General features: G+C 43.2%; 12 protein-coding genes. All 12 read right to left on the bottom strand.

The window, feature by feature from the left end:
• Positions 1-17: 17 nt before the first annotated feature.
• The 12 genes from CD03_RS0122185 to CD03_RS0122130 all read right to left on the bottom strand — a co-directional run bounded on the left by CD03_RS0122185 (position 18) and on the right by CD03_RS0122130 (position 25969).
• Positions 18-1637: a response regulator gene (locus tag CD03_RS0122185; protein WP_027295504.1), complete on the bottom strand. Its 1620-nt coding sequence runs from the start codon at positions 1635-1637 to the stop codon at positions 18-20.
• 106 nt (positions 1638-1743) lie between these two features.
• The gene (locus CD03_RS0122180) at positions 1744-2268 is read right to left on the bottom strand and encodes a spore maturation protein (protein WP_027295503.1); all 525 of its coding nucleotides are present in this window, start codon (positions 2266-2268) and stop codon (positions 1744-1746) included.
• A gap of 149 nt (positions 2269-2417) precedes the next feature.
• Positions 2418-3731, bottom strand: a complete 1314-nt coding sequence (locus CD03_RS34400; protein WP_052377919.1) for a sensor domain-containing diguanylate cyclase — start codon at positions 3729-3731, stop codon at positions 2418-2420.
• A gap of 131 nt (positions 3732-3862) precedes the next feature.
• Positions 3863-4708 carry a carbohydrate ABC transporter permease gene (locus CD03_RS0122170; protein ID WP_027295502.1) on the bottom strand — a complete coding sequence of 282 codons (846 nt, stop codon included), beginning with the start codon at positions 4706-4708 and terminating at the stop codon, positions 3863-3865.
• Position 4709: 1 nt separating this feature from the next.
• Complete coding sequence (locus CD03_RS0122165) at positions 4710-5630, bottom strand: carbohydrate ABC transporter permease (protein WP_027295501.1); 921 nt, start codon at positions 5628-5630, stop codon at positions 4710-4712.
• A 135-nt stretch (positions 5631-5765) separates the two neighbouring features.
• Positions 5766-7196, bottom strand: coding sequence for an ABC transporter substrate-binding protein (locus tag CD03_RS0122160; RefSeq protein ID WP_027295500.1), 1431 nt, complete (start codon positions 7194-7196; stop codon positions 5766-5768).
• Positions 7197-7322: 126 nt separating this feature from the next.
• A complete protein-coding gene (locus CD03_RS0122155) occupies positions 7323-15299 on the bottom strand; it encodes an Ig-like domain-containing protein (protein ID WP_027295499.1) in 7977 nt (2658 codons plus the stop codon).
• Positions 15300-15349: 50 nt separating this feature from the next.
• Positions 15350-16093: a hypothetical protein gene (locus tag CD03_RS0122150; protein WP_027295498.1), complete on the bottom strand. Its 744-nt coding sequence runs from the start codon at positions 16091-16093 to the stop codon at positions 15350-15352.
• A gap of 210 nt (positions 16094-16303) precedes the next feature.
• Positions 16304-22303, bottom strand: coding sequence for an InlB B-repeat-containing protein (locus CD03_RS0122145; protein ID WP_027295497.1), 6000 nt, complete (start codon positions 22301-22303; stop codon positions 16304-16306).
• Positions 22290-23096 carry a DUF6273 domain-containing protein gene (locus CD03_RS0122140; protein WP_027295496.1) on the bottom strand — a complete coding sequence of 269 codons (807 nt, stop codon included), beginning with the start codon at positions 23094-23096 and terminating at the stop codon, positions 22290-22292. The genes CD03_RS0122145 and CD03_RS0122140 overlap by 14 nt, the downstream gene beginning before the upstream one ends.
• 174 nt (positions 23097-23270) lie before the next feature.
• Positions 23271-24071, bottom strand: a complete 801-nt coding sequence (locus CD03_RS0122135) for a hypothetical protein (RefSeq protein WP_027295495.1) — start codon at positions 24069-24071, stop codon at positions 23271-23273.
• 332 nt (positions 24072-24403) lie between these two features.
• On the bottom strand, positions 24404-25969 hold the full coding sequence (locus tag CD03_RS0122130) for a response regulator transcription factor (protein WP_027295494.1): 1566 nt from the start codon (positions 25967-25969) through the stop codon (positions 24404-24406).
• Positions 25970-25982 lie beyond the last annotated feature (13 nt).

Here is a 25982-nt window from a genome sequence, read left to right as displayed (position 1 = left end):
CAATTTTAACAAATCATTTACGTTACATTTCTGCTTCGATATTCCGTTGGCTTAACCCCTACGTTTTTTTTAAACATCTTGGAAAAATATCTGGCATCGGAAAATCCCACAAGTCCTGCCACCTCGTTTACATTATACCTTACATCTTTTAACAGCTTCTTCGCCATATCAATCCGGTATTGATTCAGATAATCAACAAAGTTTGTCCCAACCTCTTTCTTAAAAAGTACGCTGAAATATACACCGCTCAGATTGACCACCTCTGCTACAGATGCCATTGAGATATTCTTGGCATAATTTTCGGCAATATACTTTTTCGCAATTCGTATGGAAGGGTTCTCACCACCTTTGCTGTTCTGTGTATATTCTTCAATAAAAATACTGATCTGATCCATCAGCGCGGCTGCTGTCTGCCTGGGCGTATAACACCAGAGCAGCTTTTCCATCAGCTGTACTTCCAAATCTTCATAACTGCCTTTATAAATGTCAATCTGCCTGAGATATTCATAAAACTTCCGGTGAATAAACTGCAGTATCTCATGATAAATGCATGTATCACGGTAACGGTATTCATCCCCCGCCGAAAATGCCCCCAGAACCTGTAATTTAATCTTGTCAACCTGAAAGCTTTTAAATGACTCTGCAAGTCTTACCCTGGCTTCATCTGAAAATATAATATCAATTATTCCGGGATCTTCTTTAACCATAGAATCCTGTATAATAGCTCCAATTTCAAGTGCGGTTCTGGTATACAGGCATTTTTCAGCAGAGCCATAGCTCTCCGAAAAACCAGAAAGCCCCGTTACCTCTCTTCCCATCCCCATTGTAATATATAACTGTTCAAATTTAACCAATACTTCCTGGATTCCTTTAAAATTATCCCTGAGCTTTTTCCAGACTTCCTCTCTCTGGTTTGCCTGGTAATTCAACAGCATGGTAATGCTGTTTTGTTCTGTTTTAACCAGGCACTCAAAGCAGCAGCCAGCCAGCCCATCCGCCATCAGCTCCTGTACCCGCCCGATTAACGTATCCGTAAAATTCTTATCCGGAATAGACTCTGCTGCATCTAACTTCACACAGATAACCTGAAAAATCCCCAGACTAAAAGTTGTAAAAAAAGTCTGGTTCACTGCCGCGAGATCCTCCGGAGGAATATTCAGACTGCCATTTAATATACGTTCAAAAAAATAAGAGCGAAGCTTCCCCTTGCTTACGCCCAATTGATTATCCAGCTTTTTCAGAACCGCTTCATTTTGTTTCTCCGACTCCAGCTTTGTTCCCAGTTTCTGCAGGATCTGCTCCAGTTCATTTTTACTGACAGGCTTTAAGAGATAGTCTTCCACATTATACTGCATTGCACTTTTTGCATATTCAAACTTCTTATGTCCGCTGATGACCACGAACTTTACTTTATCATTTAACTCCCGCACTTTCTGCATAAATGTAATTCCGTCATACCCCGGCATGCGGACATCTACAATAATGATATCCGGCTGCAGCCGCTTCACCTCTTCTAAAGCTGTCATTCCATTATCTGCCGTTCCAACAATACACATCCCATACTTTTCCCAGTCGATCAGTTTCTCGATCAGAGAGATAATGAAAATCTCATCATCTACAATCATTACTTTAAACATGATGCTACCTGCCCTCTCCTTTTACTCATCTGATTGAGTAAATGCTTTTGTATAAGCACTTTGCTGAGTTCATTTTAGCATCTAAAAATAGGCACGTCAATTCCGGTTACATCCTCCCGGCCAGGACAACGCTTGCAATTATCCCCGCCAGCGTAGCCACCAGTGCTCCTGCCAATGTATACCTGGTCTTCTTTACTTTTGCCGTCATAAAATAAACCGACATGGTATAAAATATGGTCTCCGTACAACTCATCATAATCGAAGTAAGTATCCCCATTGCTGAATCCGGTCCATATTCCTTGAAAATATCCAATACCAGCCCCGTTGCCGCACTGGAAGAAAACATTCTTACAATTGCGACCGGCATCAGCTGAGGCGGGAAACCCACATTTTGCAGCAGCCCTCCCAGCACACCGGAAAGCATATCCAGGAATCCGGAAGCACGCAGTATTCCAACTGCAACCATAAGCCCGATCAGCGTAGGCATGATCTGGATTACGGTGTGAAATCCATCCACCGCACCTTTTATAAATGTTTCATAAACATTTTTCTTCATTAGCAGTCCGTATCCCACAATATAAAATATAACAAAGGGAATCATAAAAGTAGAAAGAAAGACGAGTACCTTCATCCGTATCTCCTGCCTGTACATCTCTTACTCACAGCATATGTCAGACCGTCCTGTTTTATGTCCTGTGAAATTCCCATTCAATAACAAAAGCGATAAAGCATTGATATCCTCTGCCAGAATAATATGGCATCCATGCTTTATCGCTATATTCAATCCAGAGAAGGATCTTTCACTTTTGATATAAATCCTGCAAACAGTTCCGGAATATCATATTTATCGCGGATCAGGTAACCTCTGCATCTTAACCAGATCCATTCCCCACTGGGTTTTTGTGCCCGGTATTTTACATTGTGAGAATTTACCCTTCCATCGGCAATTTCCTGATTAGCTTCCAGAAAACATTTTTTATCATCCGGATGAATAAGACTCCCCCAGACGGCTGCCGCATTAGGGATAACCTGCCCCGGAAGCCCGAATTCTTCTACCATGGCAGGAGAATACCGAAAAGTACCGGTCTTCATGTTGCCTACGTATATGTAGTCATCTGTGCTCTCCATCAGAGCATCATACAGGTGCTCTTTATCATAATCAAAATCCTCTACTGCAGCCTGATATTCAGAAAGACTTCCGCTTAATCTCTCTTCTGCTTTTTTGATGTGATACACCTTTTTTTGACGATACATTTCCTCATCCGCCAGGGATATGACTTTGGATACAGAAAATTCATCCTTTCCTGTTATTTCCACAATCCCATAACAGAAGGATACTTCATGTGAAACTGCCTTTTCCTTCACAATCTGCTTCAGATCTTTCTGAATGGAACGTACCCTGCCATCTGCCTCCTCCAGGCAGATATCCATGAAAATAATTACAAATTCATCTCCGCTGAGCCGGAATGCCATATCATCCGCTGTTAAATTATCCAGTGCAGCCTGCGCTATATAGGAGATGCTTTTATCTCCCTCATAATGCCCATATACATCATTGATCTGTTTTAATCCGTTGAGATCATAAAGGCATACGCACAGGGTTCTTTCCGTTCCCTGCAGTTTTTTTAAAGCTTCCTGCAGCATTAATTTCCCTGCACGCCGGTTAAACATCCCGGTTAACTCATCCTTACTTGCAATTTCCGTAATGCGCTTGAATTCCGTAATATCAACGGAATGCTGTAAATGAACCAGCCTGCCGTCCGCCCATCTGATCAGACTGTCATAATTTTCGTATATACGTCCCGTAGCCGTATTCTCTTCTTCCCAGACGAAGAAAGGCGTTTCGCTGTCCTGTTCCAGTAAACGTGCAATCGGGCAAAAAGAACACCGGTGGTTCATTCCCCGCTGTAAAATCTGCCAGCAAATCTTTCCTTCCGGATTTTCCACCCCAAAGATCCCCTGCATGTTTTTACTCATAAATATAATCTCGTCCGTTTCTATGTCACTTACATACAACACAGCATTCATATTATTTAATAACGAGTCAAATACGAAACTCTGCATGCTCAATGCTTTTTTATCATCTTTCTCCATACAAATCCCCTCTGTCTGTTATTACTCCTGATGCCATTTATGACCATAATTCATAATCCCTATTATAGCATGGAATTTGAAGTCCTACAATGATATCCGGGTATTTTACAAAGGCCAAAGGGGTGTTTAACCTATTCCTTAACAGCTCCTGCTGAAACTCCTTCCAAAATGTATTTCTGGAAGAAAATGTAGATAATAACCGTAGGTATCATTACGATAATAATACCTGCTGCCAGTCTCTGCCACGATCCCTGCTGGGCATTGGCAAAGTTCATCAGGAATGTAGTAAGTGTCCGCAGAGAATTCTTTGGCATATATAAGTATGGAATGTACATGTCATTGATAATTGTAATTGCTTTAATAATCACCACAGTTGCGGTTGCAGGTGCCAGCAGCGGAAAGATTATTCTGCCAAACAGCCCGAAATAACCGCATCCGTCCAGCAAAGCGCTCTCATCCAGCGATACGGATATCTTGGATATAAACTGCCGGTAAATGTAAAGCTGCATCAGATCCGATGCCACATAAATAATGATTGGTGCACCCAGGGTATTATAAGCCCCGATTCCCTGTATTATCTTAAACCTTGCAATTTCGGTAACAAAGGTAGGAATCAGCATTCCAAGGAAAAAAAGTGCAAATACAACTTTCTTAAAACGGAATTCAAAACGTTCCAGAATAAATGCGGTTACCGATCCCAACATGATATTGAAAATAATACTGATAAATGCAATTAAAAACGTATTCCTAAACCCTACTAATAAATATTTATCTCCCAATACCCTTTCAAAGTTTTCAAAGGTAATTTTATCCAGTGCCGGCAGGAGCAGAGGGGATGTCTTAATCATGTCTCCCCTTGTCTTCAAGGCTGCAAACAGAGTCAGTATAATAGGAAGTACTACAATGATAACCATGGCGATACAAATCAGCTGCTTTGCGCACTGGGTCATAATTCTCTTAGATTTACCTGACTTCATATTATTTCCCTCCCTTCCTTCTGATTTTTAATACCTTCTGCGGCTTTGGTTTCCCAATGTGAAGCACTCTGTTTTGTACTACATAGATAATCACAATGAGGATCATAATTGCAACTGCCATAGTAGAAGCCAGACCAAAGTTGTTAAAGGTAAATGCCGTCTTAATGGTATAAAGTGTAAATGTGGAAGAAGCATATCCCGGACCTCCCTGGGTCATAACAAACGGGATATCAAATACCTGTAATGCACCTCTGATATTGTCAAATAAGATAAAATCCAGTACCAGGGAAATGGACGGAACCTGAATGTAACGGAAGATCTGGAATGCATTTGCACCATCTACATTTGCTGCCTCAACAATATCTTTGGGTACGGACTGTAATGCGGCTATAAATAATACAATATGGTAACCGCTGAATTTCCATAAAGATACAAATGCCAGAACAAAGTTTACGATCTTCGGATCGGATAACCAGTTTCTGCTCAGTCCGCCCAGATGCAATGCTTCTAATATAGAATCAAATGCACCATTTACCGGTGAAAAGAAGTAAGAAAATGCATATGCGATTGCTACACCATTGATGATATAGGGCAGGAATACGATTGTCTTATAGGCCTTTGCTGCTCTTAATTTAGAGGTTAAGATGACCGCTATTGCCATTTCCACCGGAATCATTAACAGATGGACTGCAAAGTAGATACCATTATTGCGAAGGGACAGCCACAGATCTTTATTTTTAAACATGGATATGTAGTTGTCAATTCCAATAAAATTGCTGTTTGCTGAGTACCCGTCCCAATTCGTAAAGCTCATTCGAAATAAATCCACTGCCGGAAATACAACGAATGCCACCAGTAATACAACCGGAACTAACAGACTCAGAATGATAAATCGATTCCTTTTTTTCGTTAAACTATTCATGAGATCCCTCCATTTCTCCTCTGGATGGCGATTGAAAATTGTTCTGCATTTTTCAAATACGCCCTTACCAGCATAAAAAATGCTGCCCCATTACAGACTGTTGCAACAGTTGTGCTGAGGCAGCCCTTATCCTATTTATTTAATACTTAATTTTTCTCTCGCTGCTTTCCATTTTGTATTCAGGTCATTTAGTGCTGACGGAAGATCAAATCCATTTACCAGCATTTCAGCCCCTAATTTTTTATAATCAAAGGTTGTCTCTGCTACCAGTGCAGTAAAGTCATCACCGCCGCCGTCATACATAACAAGTTCTTTGTCCGGCTGTAACTCATCAGCCTGTGCAAGTATCGGGTCTTTGTCTTTCTGAACCGTCTTCATGGTATTATCATCCGCCTGGGATTTGATGTATTCCGGGTACCATGCATCACTAAAGTAGAATTCTACAAAAGCTTTTGCCAACTCCGGATTCTTTGCATGTGTGGTAATAGACATAAAGTTATCACCCTGTGTAATTGCTCTGAATGGATCTTCTGCTTTTTCCCTGGTTGGCAGGTAGAAGGTTCCCAGTTCATCTGTGCTGTCAGCACCTTCTGAGATACTGGTAAGTGCCCATCCGCCGGATGCAACCATCGCTGCCTGCTTCTGTGCAAATAATGCAGTAGCCTGATCATTACCGATACCTACCGGATCTTTTCCAAATACGCCGGAGGTGAATAAGCTGTTAATCTTTGTATATGCCTTATAGAAATCCGTTCCTTCCGAAAATGGCTCGTCCTGAGTTGCCATTGTATTCCAGTTCTGTCCGTTTCCTCTTTCCAGTGCCGGCATGAACTCGGTAAATGGATAGGTTGGCCATTCATCTTTGCCGCCCATTGCAATTGCCATAAAGTCACCGTTATCTGCTCCGAAATGTTCCTGCAGCTTCTTAGAAACTTCTTCCAGCTCTGACCAGGTTGAGGGCACTTCTACGCCTGCTTCTTTGAACATATCTTTCCAGTAATACACATATTCTGCTGTCATTTTTTCCGGAAGACCTAATACTTTTCCATCAACTGCATAGCCCTCTGCAATATTGTTATTTTTATTAGCCTCTGTATCAGACAGGTCAACTAAATAATCTTTAAATCTTGACAGGGTAAAGGTCTTATTAAACATAATGTCCGGAAGCTGATTGGCGGATGCACGCATTTTCATTGCGTTCCAGTACTCAGAATCATCTTTCAGTTTTTCAAATTCAATGTTGGCATCCGGATACACTTCCTGAAATTTTCCGGCCAGATCCAGATCCTCAAATAACTGCATGGAAACATTATCCCAAAGGGCAACCACCAATGTTCCGCTCAGTTCTGTATTTGCATCTGCTTTCTCTGTGTCATCTGCTGCAGCTGTTTCCCCCTTAGCTTCGTCTGTGCCGGCTTCGGTTGTACCTGCCTGTGTTGCGGCTGCCTGCGTTCCTTCTGTTTTCCCGGCCTCCGTTGTACTGCTTCCTGTTGAGCCGCCGCATCCTGCTAAGATACCTGCAACCATTGATACACAAAGAATTGCACTAATTACTTTTTTCTTCATTATTTGTTTCCTCCCTTTCACTTTGTAAATGTATTCTACCATGTGCATCCGGTGGGGACTATGCACAAACGTTTGATTTCTTGATATATTTTCAGATGCCGACAGGTAATAATACCTTGATTCCCTTTATTTCGCCTTATACTTTAATACATTGGAATAACTGCCGTAGTAGTTCTTTCCATTGGTTCTGATATAAGTACGTACTTTAAAACGATAGGTTTTTCCTTTTTTCAGCCCCTTTACCACTGCATTTGTCTTCGTGGCTGTGGTTACTTTCCGGTAACTTCCTTTACCGGTCTTCATGTAAATGTCGTATCTGGCTCCACTGACTTTACTATAAGAAAGCTTTACACTGCCTGAACCTTTCTTCTTCGCAAGGTTTAATCTGGCTGCTGCCGGTCTTGTTGCTGCAGAAGCGCCTGAAGAGTAAGCTCCCCGTCCGCCTTTATTCACCGCTGCGACTTTCACCGTGTACTTTGTTCCTGCCGGTAAACCTTTTAATGTAATGCTTGTCTTTTTTGTAGCCGCAAAGTCTTTCCATTTCTTATTTGACTTATAAACATATACTTTATAAGAATCAGCGCCTTTTACTTTATTCCAAGATACGGTTAAGGTGGTCCTGGTAGTCTTATTTACCTTTGTTCCTGTTACTTTTACCGGTTTCTTCACAATCTGTACCTCGATTGTGCATTCTGCAGTCTTTTTACCATCTTTTGTGGTAACGGTGATCTTTGTGGTTCCGTTTCCAACTGCAGTTACTTTTCCCTTTGCATCAACCACCGCAACTTTTTTATTTTTAGATTTCCAGGTCACTGTTTTATTTGATGCATTTTTCGGCAATACGGCTGCATTTAGTTTTACAGAAGCCCCTTTCGCTGATAAAACTGCACTTTTTTGTGCCAGTCTCACGCCGGTTACTTTTACAACCGGATCCGGAATGCTTACCGTTACTTTACAAACGGCTGTTTTTCCGCCGTCTTCCGTAGTAACAATAATCTCCGCGGAACCGCTCGCCGCTGCCTTTACCAGTCCGTTTTGGTCTACGGTTACCGACTTTGTATTGGTAGATTTCCAGATGACATTTTTATTTGCCGCATCTGCCGGAGCAACCTGAGCCCTTAACTGTGCAGTTTCTCCTGCTTTTGTAAAGGTCACTGCCGGCTTATCCAGGCTTACTCCCGTTACTTTTATAACTGGTACCGGAATTTCAGTAAGTCCTGCCGCTGCTTTTTCTAATGCTGCATGAGCTGCATTAACCTGTTCTTGTGTTGCTTCACTGTCATTTAATACCATCTCAGCCTGATTCATTGCATTTACAAATGCACTCCAGCTATCCTGCGTATATTTCGACTGGTCTTTTCGGGAATTTGCATCATACAGATTCTTCAGTGCTGTTTTATTGACTTCCGGAACTGGATCTGCATCTGCCAAACCATTAATTGCGTTCTGTAATGCATCTTTTGCTGCATCTGCCTGTTCCTGCACTGCATCCGGATCATCCAGCACTCGTTTTGCTTCTTCCATGGCATCTGCAAATACTTTCCAGGAATCCGGTGTATACTTTGCTTCTTCTCTAGTGGTATTTGCCTCATAAAGCAGCCGAAGCGCCCCTTTGATATCTTCTTCTGTTCCTGCATCTTTCAGCTGAGCAATGGCATCTCTTAATACCTGCAGCGCCTGATTCACATCGTCCTGTGTAGCTGTTTCGCTGTCCAGTACCCCTTTTGCCGCTTTCATAGCCTGATCAAATACGGCAAAGCTTTCTTCGGTGTAATCTTCTGCTGCCTTATCTGCATTCTGGTCATAAAGTGCCTGTAATTCAGCTTTATCTGCCGGATCCGGAATTTCAGCCAGAACCAGACCTTTAATTGCCTCTTCCAGTGCCGCTTTTGCTGCATCTACTGCATCCTGGTCCGCAGATTCACTGTCCAGTACCTCTTTGGCTGCTTTCATTGCCCCATCAAAAGTATTCCAGCTCTCCAGGGTATAGTCTTCAGCCTTTTTACCGGTATTGTTATCATACAATCCCTGTAATTCTGTTTTATCCACCGGCTGAGGTTCTGCTGCCTGTAAGCCTCCAGCTGCCGTTTCCAGCGCTTCCTTCGCTGCATCCACTGCCGCCTGGTCTGCTGTCCCGCTGTCTAATACTGCTTTCGCTGCTTTCATTGCCGTATCAAAAGCTGCCCAGCTCTCTTCAGTATAATCTTCTGCTTTTTTACCTGTGTTTTCATCATACAGATTCTGTAAAGCTGATTTATCAACGGCGGGAGCCTCTGCCTCTTTAAAGGATACTGCAAGGGTATGGTTTCCTGTAATATCCGTAAAGGTATATTGAGCATCGGTTACTTCTGTCTCTACGTTGTCTACCAGTACTTTGCCCACCTCATATCCGTCATCCGGTGTAAAGAAAATGGTCTTGCTGCTCAGTCCGAATACAGTTACATCACCTTCCTGGCTTGCCGCACCGTGATCCCCTGCTGTTACATCAATCTTATACTCCTCTTCTGTAGTGTAATAAACCTCTTTGACTGTATAAGTCTTACCTGTTCTTCTGGCACCAAATCCAAACTTTCCGGGTGTCTGTGCATAAGCTAACGTTTTTGTTCCAAGATTTTCGCCGTCCACCCAAAGTGTAATGTCATAATTTGTTGTTCCATTTTTCTTAAACGTAACTTTTAACGTATGCTCTTCGTTTGCTGTAAGCGGGGTTGTCTGGTTAAAATCTCCCCATCCCGGATTATTGCCGGACTTATCATAGAACCATGCCGCCCTTGGTGTTGCCGCCTGGGGATCTACTTCGTATCCAATGCGGATAAATCCGCCGTCCCCTGTCTTGATATCAAACAGGCTCTGGTCACTCAGATTATCAATGGCAAACCTGGTATAGAAAGTTCCTTCTGTAATTTCCGGAGCATTTGTATCAATTGCCATTGGGAAATTATTGTCACTGCCCTTGTTCAGCTTAATCTTTACGCCATCTTCTTCTACTACACTGCTCTCCATCAGATTTCCCGCATAGTCAGCCCTATCGTCTACGCTGTAGTCCTGATGGTAGGTAACCTTTTCTGTCTCTTCACCGCTGCCTCCGTCACCTGAAAATGTGACTTCCAGAGTATGGTCATTACGAATATACGCAAAAGTATAACTGTTGTCCTGTACTTCGTCTGTTACATCCACACCGTCTGCCAGAACCTTCGTAATACGCTCCCCTTCTTCCGGAGTAAAGAATATCGTCTTGTCCGCTTCTTCAAACGCAGTTACTGCGCCGGTCTGGCTGACGCTTCCTTTTCCCGAAGCCGTTACATTGATCACGTGTTTTGGTGCATTTGTGAAATAGAACTCCTTGACGGTAAAGGTTCTTGCAACATTTCTGGTAGAGAATCCTGCCTTGCCTGCTGCGCCGTCATGATAAATATTTCCGGATTTTCCAAGGGAAACTCCATTCACAACTGGTTCTAATGTACAGGTATTCGCTCCGGTCATCACCAGATTCACCTGTAATTCATATTCTGTATTAACGCTTACACCAAAGCCTTTAAAGTATCCATAGGTTTTGCCGTCTTCCCAGAACCAGTTACTGTTTCCGTCAATTCCCACTACTATCTCGTTCCCGGTTGTAAGCTTAATTACAAACCTTGTCTGGTCTGATAAATTATTTACGGAGAATCTGGTGTAATAAGTGCCTTCTTTTAATGGGGTGGAATCCTGGTCTACTACATGGACTTTTCCGCCTCCTGACAGACTCAGCTTCAGTTCCTGGTTCTCAACCGCTGCAGTTCCGCCGGAATAATTGGCTTCTGTATCTATGTTATAATCTCTGTGGTAGTTGGTATATTTTGCAACAACTACGCTGTTCTTAAATACTGTCACCGCTTCTTCAAGCGCAAGATAAGATTCTTTATAGCTGTCCGCTGCAGCATCCGGATTCCCGGCTGTTTCCTGCGCTGACCGAATGGCCTCATGGAATGCATCTTTCGCTTCCTTTGGATACTGTCCGCGCATATCGCCTACTTCAGCTTCATCATGAAGCACAACTGCCTCTGCAATAAATGCCGCTAACTGCTCCTTACTTACTTCATCCGGAATAAATACTTTTTTTACCGGAAGGGTTGTTACGTGTCCTGCCGCATTGGTCAGGGCAATTTCCGTATAGATTGGCGTTTTCTCCTGACTTAAAGCCTTAAATCTGGCGGATAAAATTTCTGCCGTTTCCATAAATCCATCTGCTTTTTTGATACTGAAGACAGATGTTACCACCGCATTGTCCGGGTTAGAAAGATCCGGCTGCGACGTGGAGACATTGACCAGTGCTCCGGTGTTTAAATCTGTCTTTGCTTCCACAAATTCTGCAAGATGGCTGTCATAACTCATCTTAACCGTCATTGTTTTATAACGTTTGTAGATATTTTGGGCACCGATAATCAGATCATAATTATTTTCTGTGCCGTCTGCATGGTTTGTCGCAACATTCACCCGGGCATTTCCACGTACTTCTGTTCCATACACACCAAGCTCTGTCATGGATATTCCCCAGGAAGCATTTTTTTCTTCTCCTGTAATCCGTATGTAACGTGCCACTTCTGAATCCAGGGTAGTTACATTTAATCCCGGCAATGCTGCATTTACAGATGCCGCCGTAGTGAAATCCACACCATTCTCGGAGATCTCCACACGGTATTTGGTGGCATAAGCACCCGGGGTCCAGTCTGCCGCCACATTGTTAATCATGTAGTTCTTTCCAAGATCTACCTGATACCACTGGTCTCCGTTGTCCTCTGCCGACCAGCGTGTGGACTGATTATTATCAATAGCCTTGTCTGCCGTATTGCTGCCCTTTTCGGAGCTGGCGCTCACTGTTTTGCCAACTGCCAGATTGTCACCTTCGATACCTGCATACAGCTCTACTACAATAGCATTCACCATGGCCAAAGATCCCTCTGCTGCAGTAAAGTGAATATCAATCAAACCGTTTTGAGACTCCGTATAGGCCGTAATGTCCACTGCTTTTTCTTTTCCGCCTGCCTCTTTTTTAATGCTATAGTTTTCCTTAATAGTTTTTCCGTTTAAGGCAATGCTGAAGATATGCTCTTCATCATTTACTTCATTAAAGTACAATTTTACTCTGTAATTTCCAGGCTGGGCTTTAAATTTGTATCCAAAATCCTGTCCTGATCTTGCAGATTTTAAAACGGTTCCCATTCCTGCATCAGGATCAGGCAGTCTGTTGCCTGCCTCTGTCTCTGTATTTTCTCCATAATATCCGCTGCCGCCTGCGGGGAACCGGGCATCTGCATATAAACCATCAGAAGCATCTCCACCGCAGTTCAGTCGCATATTGACATCAGACATTGCATTTCTTTCCAGTGAAATACCGTTTAAGATAGCGTCTGTTTCTATTCCGTCTCCATTGTATGCGGCTGCCAGACGAATATCAATGATTCCGTCCACCGGATATACCGAACCTATTTCTTTTACAGAGGCGGTATCCGTGATTGTATAGACATCGTATTGCTCACCATTTACCAGAATATCAAACGTTCTGTTTTTTACGCCTTCTAACTCGGCAAAATTCAGCTTCACGTTGTATTCGCCCTGTTTGGCATAGATCTTATAGCCAAATTCTGCACCGGTAAGAGCGGTGTTATAAACTTCATCTGCTCCTGCTGCCGTACCGCTGATCTGTTTCACTTCACCATAATAACCGGACTTCCCTTTTTCTGCATCAAATGCCTGATCAGGGGAATATCCTTCAATCTCCCCGCCGCCGCTGTTAAAAGAAGAAGAATGCTCTGCCAGTTTCAGATACCACTGCTGTGCCGCTGTATCTGCCGGTGCTTCTACTGTGACTTTTCCGTCTGCCAGACTCAGGTATTGATTTCCATCATGAAGACGGAACAGTCCATTGTGAAGATCTTCTGTCTGCCATACGGTCTGATCGGTCTCGGATAAAGCAAATGTATCATTTACAATAGCGAGATACTGATAACTGTTTGCTTCGGAATCCCATATGCGGATCTTTACTCCGTCTTTTGTTCCCACAAATGTAAATCCCTGATTATTGTCTTCCTCTTTATTCAATGCCAGTTCGTTTCCGCTTATTTCCAGATAAGACATTTGATCTGTGTTCATAACACGGTAAACAGCATTTTTTTCTATTGTGAAATCACGGGTTCCAGTATCTGCAGATTTGTGGATACCAATGTCCGGTACTCCGTTATACAGCGGATTGCCGTAGAAATCCTGTGTTGCATTACGGTCAGATGTATAATCCCACTGTCCTGCATTAGACTGTTTGGTCTGGGGCACCACATTTACATAGGTACCTGCTCCAATCGCTATAGAACTGTTCTTAATCTGATAAGCTTCCAGCGAGGACCAGATATTATCCTTATTTCCATCTGCCCTGTCTGCACCGCCTCCGGGTTTAACAAACTCCGGATCTCCGTGGATTGCACCTGCAATCTCTTTTTCCGAATATGTTCCGGTTGCATTATAGACCAGGTTATTGGCAGTGCCTGCCTTTGACCAGTCCACATTTCCCCATTCCCCGTTACTCTTGGTACTGGTGTTGTAGAAAATGTTATTGTAAAAATTCCAGTTTGATGCTACGGAATTAGGAGAACCCAAAGACCACTTCCAGTTATCTCCATTATAATAAAATACATTGTTGTAGATATAACTTGGCGTACTGCTTCCAGCTGCAATGTGCCTCATTACCATACCATCATTCTGACTTAAATTATAGCGGATAACATCTGTATCGTTACCACCCATTAACAGCATGAATCCCATTGGAGTATCATGGCTGTAGTTATATTCAAAAATTGTCCCTGCACTGAAATAATCACTGTCGTAAGAACATCCATCCTGATTATAAGAAGGACCGCCATAACTTTCGTTATATCGGAACATGGTGTCAAATGCATTCCAGGACCATATTCCTGCATTGGCTCCCGGAGTGGCACGCATGGTATGATTGTGGAGTAAGTTATTTTCTACAACTGCTCCCTTTGTCTCACATACCAGAATTCCGTCTCCTCCAATATCGGATACATCATTATTCAGAACCTTATAGTTTCTCTGAGCCTGATCTTTGTAACGGATATTATTACTGCGGGACCCGTCATTTCCCCCATTATTGTCCGCGTCATTATTGGGATCATAATCGCTTTTACTGGGATCATTGTGTCGGAAATTGTCTAAATCCGAAATACGGATTCCTTTGATTCCGGTACGGTCACATTTCTCAATCTGATTATTCTGAATGGTAACACCGTCAAAATAAGGATAAACGCCCGCTTTGGAACTAAAAATAACCTCAATCCCAATACCACCGTCGACTTTATTCACACCTCTGTTTTCATTTCCATCTACATCATGAACATAGCAGCCGTCAATCACAATGCCCTTATACGAACGCTCATCCAGCCCTTTATAAGTTTCTACTGCCCGTTCATCCACCGTTACATGGATTCCCAGCCTTCTTGGCAGTTCATCATCCTTGTTGGATGCACCAGATTGCCAGTTCACCGTAAAATCATCGTCATTGGTAACCTCAATACCGGTAACCGTAGTATATTCCATGTTTTCAATCAAAATTGCTTCTTTATACCCTGCATATCCGGGTGTTCCGTCTGGATTGGCAGCCCCTGTCTTTCGAAAACCGCCTGCATTGATCACCGGCATATTACCTTCACCGTAGCTGCTGATCAGAATAGGTCTTTCCTCTGTTCCTTTTCCCTTTGGATACAGACGCTGGTTATCGAAAATACTTCCCTTTTTCAGCAGGATGGAATCCCCCGGATGGAGGTTTACTGCATTTACTTTTTCCAGAGTCTTAAATGCTTTATCTGCTGATGTTCCATCGTTTTCGTCGCTTCCCGTTTCACTGTCCACATAATAGATGGTTCCGTCTGTCACAGGTACATATTCATTTATCACTGCCTGGTACCCGTGCTGTACCTCTGTAACTGTATTCGTAACTGACTCTGTAACTGTCTCCGGCTCTGCTGCCTGTGCCGTAGCCGGAATTCCGGAAACTGTCATTGCGCCTGCCAGAAGAACGCTCATTGCCCTGGCTGTCCATTGCTTTTTCAATCTCATCAATCTTTTCCTCCTTTTTTCTTTGATATAGCCTGTTTCTATTTTTTCTGCTACATCACTGCCTTCTTAACTGCCTGCTCCATCACCTCCGGTTTGTTTATTTGAATGTCTGCTTTCGCAAGCATATCTTCCATATATTGATCAAATTTTTCCTTTAAGCCTAAGTCTTTTACACTCATCTTCACCGATTCAAAATCTTCATTTTGGAAATATTCCATGTTCTCATTGTAGATCTCCTGCATCTCTTCATCCGATAATACAAGCAGCTCGTCCTCACTTAATTTCCGGATCACCTGAAGTCTCAGGTTCTGGTTCAGATAATCATAATACTGGCTCTCAGGAAAACTCGTAATCCCGTAAAACACCTCGTTTTTGCTCTTTTTCTCCTGCCGCTGCGCGTTCTCACTTTCCATCTGCTTTTGAATGGATGGGTAATCGATGGCTTCCATCAATCCCTTATCCAGGGCAATTTTCTGAAGAAGCTTATCTCCTGCAATTGTCCGGACAGCCCTGTCCGTTACGCAAGCTAAAGCACTTTCCCCTCCGTCATAACTTTTTTCCCAGGAAAACCCTTCCGAATCCAGGTTATATGTATTCATCCATTCATTGCGGATTGACAACCGCAGTTCGGATGCTGCAAATATGATTTCTTCCTGATAGATGGGAATGTCATTCACTGCAGCCACAACTTTTTTATTTTTTCCCGTAAAACATGCAAAAAGAATACCTGCTGCAACGATTAAAACCACTGCCGCTGCCAGGATATACGCTTTAAAACTTTTCATTTTTACCATATTATTCCACTCCTTCCCACCTGGTTGGTCTCATTTTATCATTGAACTTGATTTATTTCCTTGTACCCTGGTTGTTTTTATTGATCTAAAGTCAGGTATGAGAATGCAGCCCACACTTACAAAAAAGACATCTGTTTGAAAACAAAGGTTTTCAATCCAGATGTCTTAATGTCTTAGACCGTATTGTAAAGTAAGATGGTGTATCTGTTATTACTCAATTTTCTTCAGTTTCGGCATAGAAGCCCCTTCTTCCATATACCACACATGATAGAAATCCCAATCCACAAAGGTTTGCTTTTTCTTAAGTTCCCCCTCTGTCCTGCCTGTATCCTGGCAGTATTTCGGTTCAAGAGACTCTTTATTATAATAACAATTATCTACATTGGTTTCATTACTCTGATAGCCATAGGCATTGAATGGATATCCTTTATACTCAATTTCTGCTGTTCCTGTTGTATAACAGTTTTTTACTTCCAGGTAAGCGTTACTGGACACAAAGCTTAATCCCATTGCTGCACTGTATGCTTTTATTTTACCATCAAAGTAGCAATCTTCAAATATACCGCTACTCGTTGTTCCTATCAAACCGCCTATATACTGCTTTCCATAAACCATCCCGTTAAAAGAACAGCGCTGCATAATGATTTTCGTGGCGGCACCTCCCAGTCCTCCTGTCTTTTCTGTACTAAATGTTCCCAATACATCCGGATCACCAATCTGTGCCGAACTGCTGCAGTCCATGATTCTGATATTCTGTGCAAATCCAAATAATCCTCCCGAATTCCATGAATTATATGAGACAAACAGGCTGCCAAGTACTTCCCGGTAAGACCCCACAATCTTACTGGCATCATCAATCGAACAATTCTCCATGTATGTATCTCCTGCCGCAAGGGCAACCAGCCCCGCTGTCCAATAATTCCCCCTGACATCAAAGTTCTCTAAACGGACATTCTTGAAAACGGCTGACTGCGTCCTTGAAAAAAGACCGGTTGCATCCCTCTCCCGCTTCCCGCGAATTACTGCATTCCGAATCGTATATCCGCCACCGTCCAGACTACCCGAAAAACTTTCCTCTGAGTTGATACTTGAATTTGTGTCAAAATATCCGATTGGCTCCCAGACTACCCCGGCTAAGTCAATATCATTCACTAATTTATAATGTCCCTTGGGGTTATCTCTGATCTGAGCCAGTTCTTCCGCCGTTGCAACCAGGTATGGGTTGTTTATTGTGCCCGGCTCGCCGGAATCTTCCCCATTTCCCGGAACTGCTATCAAATAGGGCTTATTCTCCGCAGTCTTTGCCCAAATAGATGACCACCAATAGGAAGTATATGCATTTTCTCCCAGAGCTTTTGCTTCCTCCGTTAAAGCTTGATTCCCTTCCTCTGTGAACGTTACATCCCCAGTAAAATACACATTTTTGATACTGTTCTTCTCTGATATAGGGTTAATTCCAAGTACGCTGGTAAATCCCCTCCCGGTTCCTGAAAAATGGCAGTACTGGACTCCATCATATCTTATTAGTGAAGTTGTAGTATCAAATAATGCTTCCCCAAAGAGACCGCCTACATGATCATTTCCGACCACGGTTCCATCTGAATAACAGTTTTTATAATTACCGCCTGTTACCTGTCCAGTCAGACCACCTACGAAGTCCACGCCTGTGACTTCTGCATCGGAATAACACTCCTCAACATACATATCGCCAATCCACTTTTGATTCGCAAATCTCTCCTGGCTCCCAATCAGACCTCCCACATACCGTGCTCCCTTTACCTGCAAGCCTCTGCCCGTGTAGCTTCTGTATATCCTGACTGTCTTATCTGTCTTGCCGATCAGACCGCCTACATGCTCACCGCCTGAGACCATACCATTTGAAACAGAACAATTCAATATACTGCTGCCGGTATAATTATCAATTACCGCTCTTCTGACCTGGGCTTTACCGGCTAAAACGCCTACCGCCAAGCTTCCTTCTGCATTGATCCTTACCCCATCTATCGCAACATTCCTGACAAGAGCATTGGTAAACGAACCAAAAAATCCCACATTTTCTGTATCGGGTTTGTCTATTTTCAGGTTCTGGATCTTATATCCATTTCCGTCGAATACACCGCTAAAATTCTGGATTGGTTCCCAGGGCTCCTCTTCCAAATCAATATCCTTCACTAATTTGTAAGAGCCTGTGGGATTATCTGCAACTGCTCTTAGCTCTTCTGGCGTACTGATTTCCGTAAAAGCCTTTTTGGTTATGTCGGTCTGTGTGGTCTGTTCTTTAAATCTTGCCGTCAGTTCCAGATCCCCTTCTGCCCGGAACCTGTATTCTGCATCTTCCGATACCTTTCTTCCATCCGTATACCAGCCTTCTAATACATATCCATCCACGGGCTGGGCCATAACCTGTGCAAAGCTTCCGAACCTGACTATTCCGCCGCCAGTTACAATACCCTGCTTCGTATTTTCAGAAGAAGCTTGTATCGTGTAAACAGCATTAGCTGCCTCTTCTCCGGTCATATTAACATCGGGTTCTATCACCTTATTACCCGGATCCCGCAGCGTATAATCCACGCCGGAACCATTTACTGCAGTCCCATTCTCAATATCCGCCTCACCAAATGCCGGTACCTCCGCCTGGAAGACATCCCCTTTACGGAGAGGTACGTCATAATTACAGACAATCCGGTTAATGCTTTCCACTACCGGGTTAAATTCATTCACCGTATAAGTCATATCCCCATCATCTACTGCCGTCAGGGTTAAATGGTAAGATTCGGTTGCAGGCAGAAAAAACTGCTTCTCTCCATTACTGTTCACTGAGGAGATAATGCTGCTGCCTTCTATCTCCACAGGAGTGTCCTGAATAATCGCTGCCACTTTCACGTCAGAGGAATCATAGACCTCAACATCCACAGGGCAATTGACAGACAACACCCGGTAAGAACCGTTGCTGAAGTGATTCAGGTTCTCCAGGGGGGTGAAATTAGGGTCCATGGACTGCATCCAGGCAAGACACAGCTCCGGATAATGTGCCGAAGCGATCGGTTCTATATTCCCAATCAGCGTAACTGTAGCATCCAAGTCTTGTAAGGCATAATCTATGAACATCTTCGTCAGGAAATCTGCCATATTATCCACAGTTTCATCCGATATCGTTCCGATCCCTACTTCCGCCAGGCTATCCTTCACGCACTGTTTCACGTCTGGAGCCAATATCCTTATCATTTCATCCTTTGTAGACTGCTCCTGGATTACAGTTGCAAGTGCCATTCTATTTATCAGTGACTGTATGAGGTTTGCAGATAATTGTTTTGTAAATTGCTTCCATTTATCCGGCTCTTGTTCATACATACTTCCCATCATATCCCGGAGAATACTTTGATAATTCTCTACGTAATTGGCACGGCTGACAAAGACTTTCTCCGATAAGTCGTTTACCGTCCATTCCAAAAATGCATCCTGTGTTCTCGTATCTTTCGGATTATCCTCCAGCGTTAAACTTTTAATGACCTGTCCTGCCAGCGTCCCTTTTCCAATACCCAGCCCGACAATGGCTGTGATGCCAATCACTCCGGCATTCAGAAGCACATCAGCACGGATTCTTTTCATCCGGAAATCATCTACCACATATTCCCCCGTACTGTCCAATGCCTGATAGCTTTTCAGCATGGTTTCTTTTATCTCTTCGTAACCATCCTGGATACTGCTTGTGGGTATTGTATGGTCAATTCCATAGCGTGTAAAATCAAAGTATTTTGGTGCCACCTTAGGCACCGGATCATTATTATTAATAATGTTATGGATATACTGGTATTCACTTTTAGAAACTTTGTTCTCATCTCTAGCTAAATCAAACAATGTCCCAGCAGGCACTTCAAATCCATATGCATATACATCACCCGGAAGAATCTGTTTGTCTCCTCCCACTACCTGATCCCGCAGGAGCGTAGCTGCAGTCAGGTTTACTACGGCTGATGCCCGGCTATATCCGGTCATCCAGATTTTTATTTCATTTTTTATATTTTGCTCTTCCACATAATCATTCAAAAAACTGATTACCTGATCCCTGGCAATTGAGAAGCCCTCATGTTCACCGTTCTCTCCCAATCGGAAATTACCTGCCCATTCCGCCTCATAGCCTGCTCCCCTAACTGCCACCGCAATTAAGGTGTAATCCTTTTTCCCATCGTTTATGATTTTCTTTCCTGCAATCACCCCAATGGAATCCCGTTCCGGCTTAACCTCGAATGCATGATTATACCGGATTTCCCCAAACCCGATATCCGACAACAGCCTGTCTGCATTCTTACTTTTTTTATCATAGGGCGCTTCATTGCTTCCAAATGCCGACATTGCAAGACTTAATGACATTGTTGACAGACTGGGGTTATAGTGTAAGGAATCCTCATAGAAGTAGAAGTCCTCATAGTAGCATTTACCGCTGTAATCCTGATCCGAACCGGATGCATAGAGAAATTCCAGCTCCCCCGAAGCGCCCCCTTCCACATATTCGATAGAATCCAGAATGGGGTATCCATCATTTCGATTTTCTTCGTCAATTAAAAAGGGCTTCTGTATTGAACCATTAAAATCCCTGAGTTTTTCCTTTTGCAGAATACGAATATTGGTTTCTGAACCGGATGCACTGCCAGCTGCACGTCCAATCCCTCTGATGCCATTGGCTAATATATAACTTTTCAGAATCATACTCTCTGCATATCCTGCTATACCCCCAAGCATCATCGAATTGGCTGCCATGATTTCACCTGAGTTGTAGCAGTTGCTTAAGGAGGCATACTTATCGTCCATATTGAACCGCCCAATTACTCCCCCTGCCACAGAGGCTGTGAGTGCAGCTACGGATGCATTGTTATAACAATCGGAAATGGTAATATTGCCATCTACTTTTCCTACCAGTCCTCCTACGATGCTCTCCGCCACTACCTGTCCTTTATTGGCATTCTTCAACAAATTCACCCGGATACGGGAGTCACCGTTATTAATCACGCTTCCGATCACCCCTCCAACTTCTTTTATACCGTAGATGTCCGCCTTGTTGTAATTGGATTCCGCCACAGATGTCACAATCCCCTGTACGGTAACCGGCGTACTGAACAACTGCCCAATGATGCCGCCGGTCTGTTCACTGCCGCGGATTTTCCCTGAAGTGATACAGCTTTTTATATCACTGTCTACCGACATTCCCACAATGCCACCGGTTATTTTTCCCCAAAGTGTTCCTGCAAATCTGCAGCCGGAAACCTTTGATAAGGATAAATATCCAACCAGCCCTCCTGCATACTCACTTTCCGTGTGCAGTTCCCCTTGTACGGAGCATCCGGATACCGTGCTTTGTACCGCCGATCCTGCTAATACACCTGAATAGGTTGCCGCTCCCTCTTGCCCGGATATCTTCACCGTCAGATTTTTAATTTCTGCATCTTGAATGAGTCCAAACAACCCCTGATATACTCCCTGGGATCCCAGATACAAACCAGTGATCATAAATCCATTGCCGTCAAAGGTACCACTGAAATTTGATATTGGACTCCATGGAAGGGAATCCCCGTTTTCCCCTCCATTCAGGTCGATATCTGCGGTAAGCTGAAAATACGTTCCGGAAAACGCATTGCCAGAATCGGAATATTCCTGCAGCCGTATCAAGTTCTCCGCGTTCTCAATCAGATAGGGGTTTTGCTCCGTACCATCTCCCCGGAAATCCAGGATTTCCCGTGAAGACCTTGCATCTATCTTTGCCGCCTGCTCTTCATTTGATTTTCTTACCTCCTCGGCTTTCTCTAATTCCTCCCTGGCTTCCTGCCTCCAGGCTTCGAGTTCCAACTCCAGATCTTCCGGCATCATCTCTTCCGTAGGTTCATCGGATAAAGTATTTCCCTCCTCCGAATCCTCCTCCAGAACCTGCTGTTCCGTCTCCTCCTGTATCGCTTCTGTGATCACTTCTTCCGTCGATTCATCGGATAAAGTGCTTTCCGCAGTTTCTTCTTCAAAAATCTGATATTCCGTTTCCTCCCTTACAGCTGCCGCCCGTACCGTCTCCGCCGGAATCAAACTTACCGCCATAACAGCTGATAGCAGTATTGCTGTTATCCGGGTCCCAATTGTGCTTTTCCTCTTCTTTTTTCCCATTGTTTTTCTCTCCTTATCCATTTGTGCATATCCACCACTCACGAGTACTTTACTTGAATACATAAACCTTTTCTCCTGGGATCGCTTCCTTACTCTCATCTATCCCCACATCCCTAGGCAGGCAAAATGCTGGACGGACTCCCGCAACGATTGACACTGCCGCAAAACCCACCCTCCCATCGCTTCCTACCCCTATTGCCACTGTATCTCCTCCTCCCATGCTAGGACTCCTCAGCCACCAGCCAGACTCTTTCCCATTCTTATCTGTTGTCTTCATTCTAGTAAAATCATCGTCGAAATATTTTAGTGGCTTTCCTTCATGAATATAACCGGAAGCTCCAGGTGCCATTTCCGTACAGGATAGTAAAAATGCTTTCCGTTTAATTTGAATCGTATCGGAATTCTCTCCCTGGTAAGCTGACATTGCAATGATCTCAATGTGGCTTTGAACGATCTGGGCACGCAGCTCCTCTGGCAACATATCCAGATACACATTGCTCAGATAGTCATCCAGGTTACTGTTTTCATAATATGCTACCCGTTGGTAATAGGTATGATATGGCTGCCGTTCATCCAGCACATACTTCCGCAAAAGCAGGACATTCCCATCACCATTGTAATCATTGTCCACTACCAGGTACGGCTGGTAACCCGCTGTTTCTTCCCTGATATATACGGTATTGCCGTTCCGCTTATTCACTGTGTATGCCAATTCATTTAATGTCTCCGGCTGTTTATAAGGTATTAATTTAGAGACAAACCCTATAAATATGCCGGTTACTATTGCTAACACCAAAAGTCCTGCTGCTGTTGCCGCCAAAATGGCTGCCGCCGCTAATACTCTCTTCTTTTCCATTCGCTTCCTCCTCCAACGCGCTGATACTCCTTAAATTGTTTTTGATTACTGTTAATAGATCTTTATACACAGCTTTCAGCGCTTGAGCGCACTACACTGACTATTATAGGGACAACTTCTACGCGAAGTGGGACTTGCAGATGGCAGGTATAAATTTATAAACATGCTCCAAACTTATTTCTTTTCTTTCGCATTCTTTAGCAGCCATTCCATTACCACTTCGTTTTGAAGCGCTATTTCCTGTTCATTTTTATTCAATCCGGTTTCCCTGCTCTGCTCTTGCCCATTGCCCCCATTTTCACCTGCCTTTTTTGTGAGTTCTTCATTCGAAAGCTCCAGTTTCTCCTTCTTCGCAATTGCTCCCAATATTAAATCGATTACCTCTTGGCCCTCCTCTGGCTTTTTGATGACTTCTGTATGCTCAAGTAAGTAACTTTCAATCTGCTGAAACTGCTTCTGGCGCCAGGTCTCCTGCGCCTCTTTTTCCAGTCCTTCTCTGATTTTTGCTTTTTCTTCCTGCAGGGAAGGATTTACTTCCTGAATAGATTTAATTGTAACGGTATAAAGTCCATCCACTTCAAAAGTATCTCCAACAGAACGTCCCTTAACCCGCTCCCGGAAACCTTCTGACAGATGTTCTGACCCCACTGGTACATTCATATCCTGTCTGGTAATCTCCTCCCCGTTTATTTTCTCTGTCAGATCAATGATAATCCGGTCACCGTCCTTAACCGTTTTTCTTTTGGTATCTACATACAATTCCTGATCAAATCCTGCATTCATAGAAAACTGGTTTTCAACCCTTTCTTCTGAAATCGTTTCTAGTTCCCCTTTGCTAATCTCGATTCCTTTATAATTGCCAAGCTTTACATACTCATTTGAAATATCTTTTTGGCTGCATCCTGGGAAAATAAATAACCCACATACCAAACCAACCATACTGATTTTTCTTAATAACACAGAGCTTACTCTCATAATTTCAATCCCCTTTTATAATTAATTGATTTTTTTCCATTGACAACATGATATTACATAATTATCGCAGGCTTTATTGACCGGGTTTTATTTTCCCATACATATTGTTTATAATAGTATCATATATCCATCACATATCTTGCCGTCATGTATTAAATGGCTCCTTTTATGTCACTAAAAAACCGTTATGTTATTATCTAACTTTTTATGTATCTTTGAAGAAAACAGATGTCTAATGGGTTCTGTGCATCAAATGAAGCAGAATGGATACAACGGATTGATCAGTATTTTAAAGAAGTCAAAAACCCCGCTGCAAGCAACGGGGTTTTTGACTATATTTTGCCGCCCTTTTTATAATGAACCGGGCTCATCTGGCAAAGCTTTTTAAATATCCTGTTAAAGTGTTCCACACTGTTATATCCTACGCTCTGGCTAACCTCATAAATTTTCATATCCGTCTTTCGAATCAGGTCTTTTGCTTTAGAGATACGGAATTCCATCAGGTAACTGCTGAATGTAGTTCCTGTCTCTTTCGTAAACCGGGTGCTGAAGTATTTTTCATTTAATCCTACAAAATCCGCCACATTACCAAGGGAAAGTTCCGGATTGGCATAGTTATCCCAGATAAAGCGCTTTGCTTTTTGTATTACATCGTTCTGCCTTCTGTCATAGTTATGTTCCAGGTAATCCATAATCCAGCGAAGGTAATTGGTCATCCAGATCTCCATTTCCTTTAAACTGGTTATCCGTTGTATTTTTTCGTAGTAATCCACCTCTTGGGGAAATACCTTCTGAATATCATCGTTATTCTCCCGCAGAGACACCGACACCTGGTAGATCATGTAGATGCTTTCTATTTTTGCCTGCTCAAATCCCATTTGGTAAAAGTTAGTGAAAATTCTCTGACAGCTCTGTTCAAATGCCGCATTATCCAGGGATTTCAGGCTGTCTTTTAAGTCCTGGTAACGGATTCCCGCCTGGATAGCTTCCTGTAAATTGACCTTTTGCTGGATATCCGTGGTAAATACATCCGTTTTTTCGAAAACACTTTGAAATGTGAGCAGAACTCCAGCCATTTGTAAGCATTCCAGGAACCCGGATGCACCTGAACCGATCTGGCTGATTCCTGCAATTGCCGGGAGATTCATATAATTCTTCCAGTTATTCAGTATCTGTCTGCTTACCGACTGCACCCGGTTCTTTCTATTTTCATCGGCATCCTTCGCACGATAATACAAGAGATAAGAAGAAGGCGACAGGGAGCAGATCGTACATTTGGAAGCAACCATGGGTATCTGATTTGCAATTTCCAGCATCGGTTTTATCAATGCATCCTCCAGGTCATTTCCAAATCGGAATACCTGCTGTTTGAAATCCAGAATTTCAAAACGGACAATATAATAATAATCTGCAAAAAAAGATTCTTTTAACTCCGTCCTTCCAAGAGCCATATCCTGCAGAATCTGGCTTTCTCCCACTGGTTTTACCGTTGTTTTCCCCACCGGACTGCTCCCCTTCGCCTTTTGCAGATGGTCTGCGATGCGTTCCAGATGGCTGCTCAGCATAATCTCATTGATATCTGATTTAAGCAGATAATCCTGTGCCCCCAGCCGGAACGCCTCCCGCACCAGCAGAAAATCATCGTAACCGCTAAGCGCGAGAATTACTGGTACCTGTTCCATCCGGTTTACCTGCTTAATCAATGTAATACCATCCATGATCGGCATTTTCATATCGGTAATTAACAGGTCTACGCAGGTGTCCTTTAACTTTTCCAATGCCTGCTGTCCATTTTTGGCATCACCCACAATTTCAAACCCAAACTTTTCCCAATCCACGATCGTATGCAGTGTTGTCCTTACGATCATATCATCATCTACAAACATAACTCTGTACATCTTCATCATCCTC

The organism is Robinsoniella sp. KNHs210 (genome assembly GCF_000686105.1).
Taxonomy (GTDB): Bacteria; Bacillota; Clostridia; order Lachnospirales; family Lachnospiraceae; genus Robinsoniella; species Robinsoniella peoriensis.
This window is presented reverse-complemented; position numbering and strand designations above follow the sequence as displayed.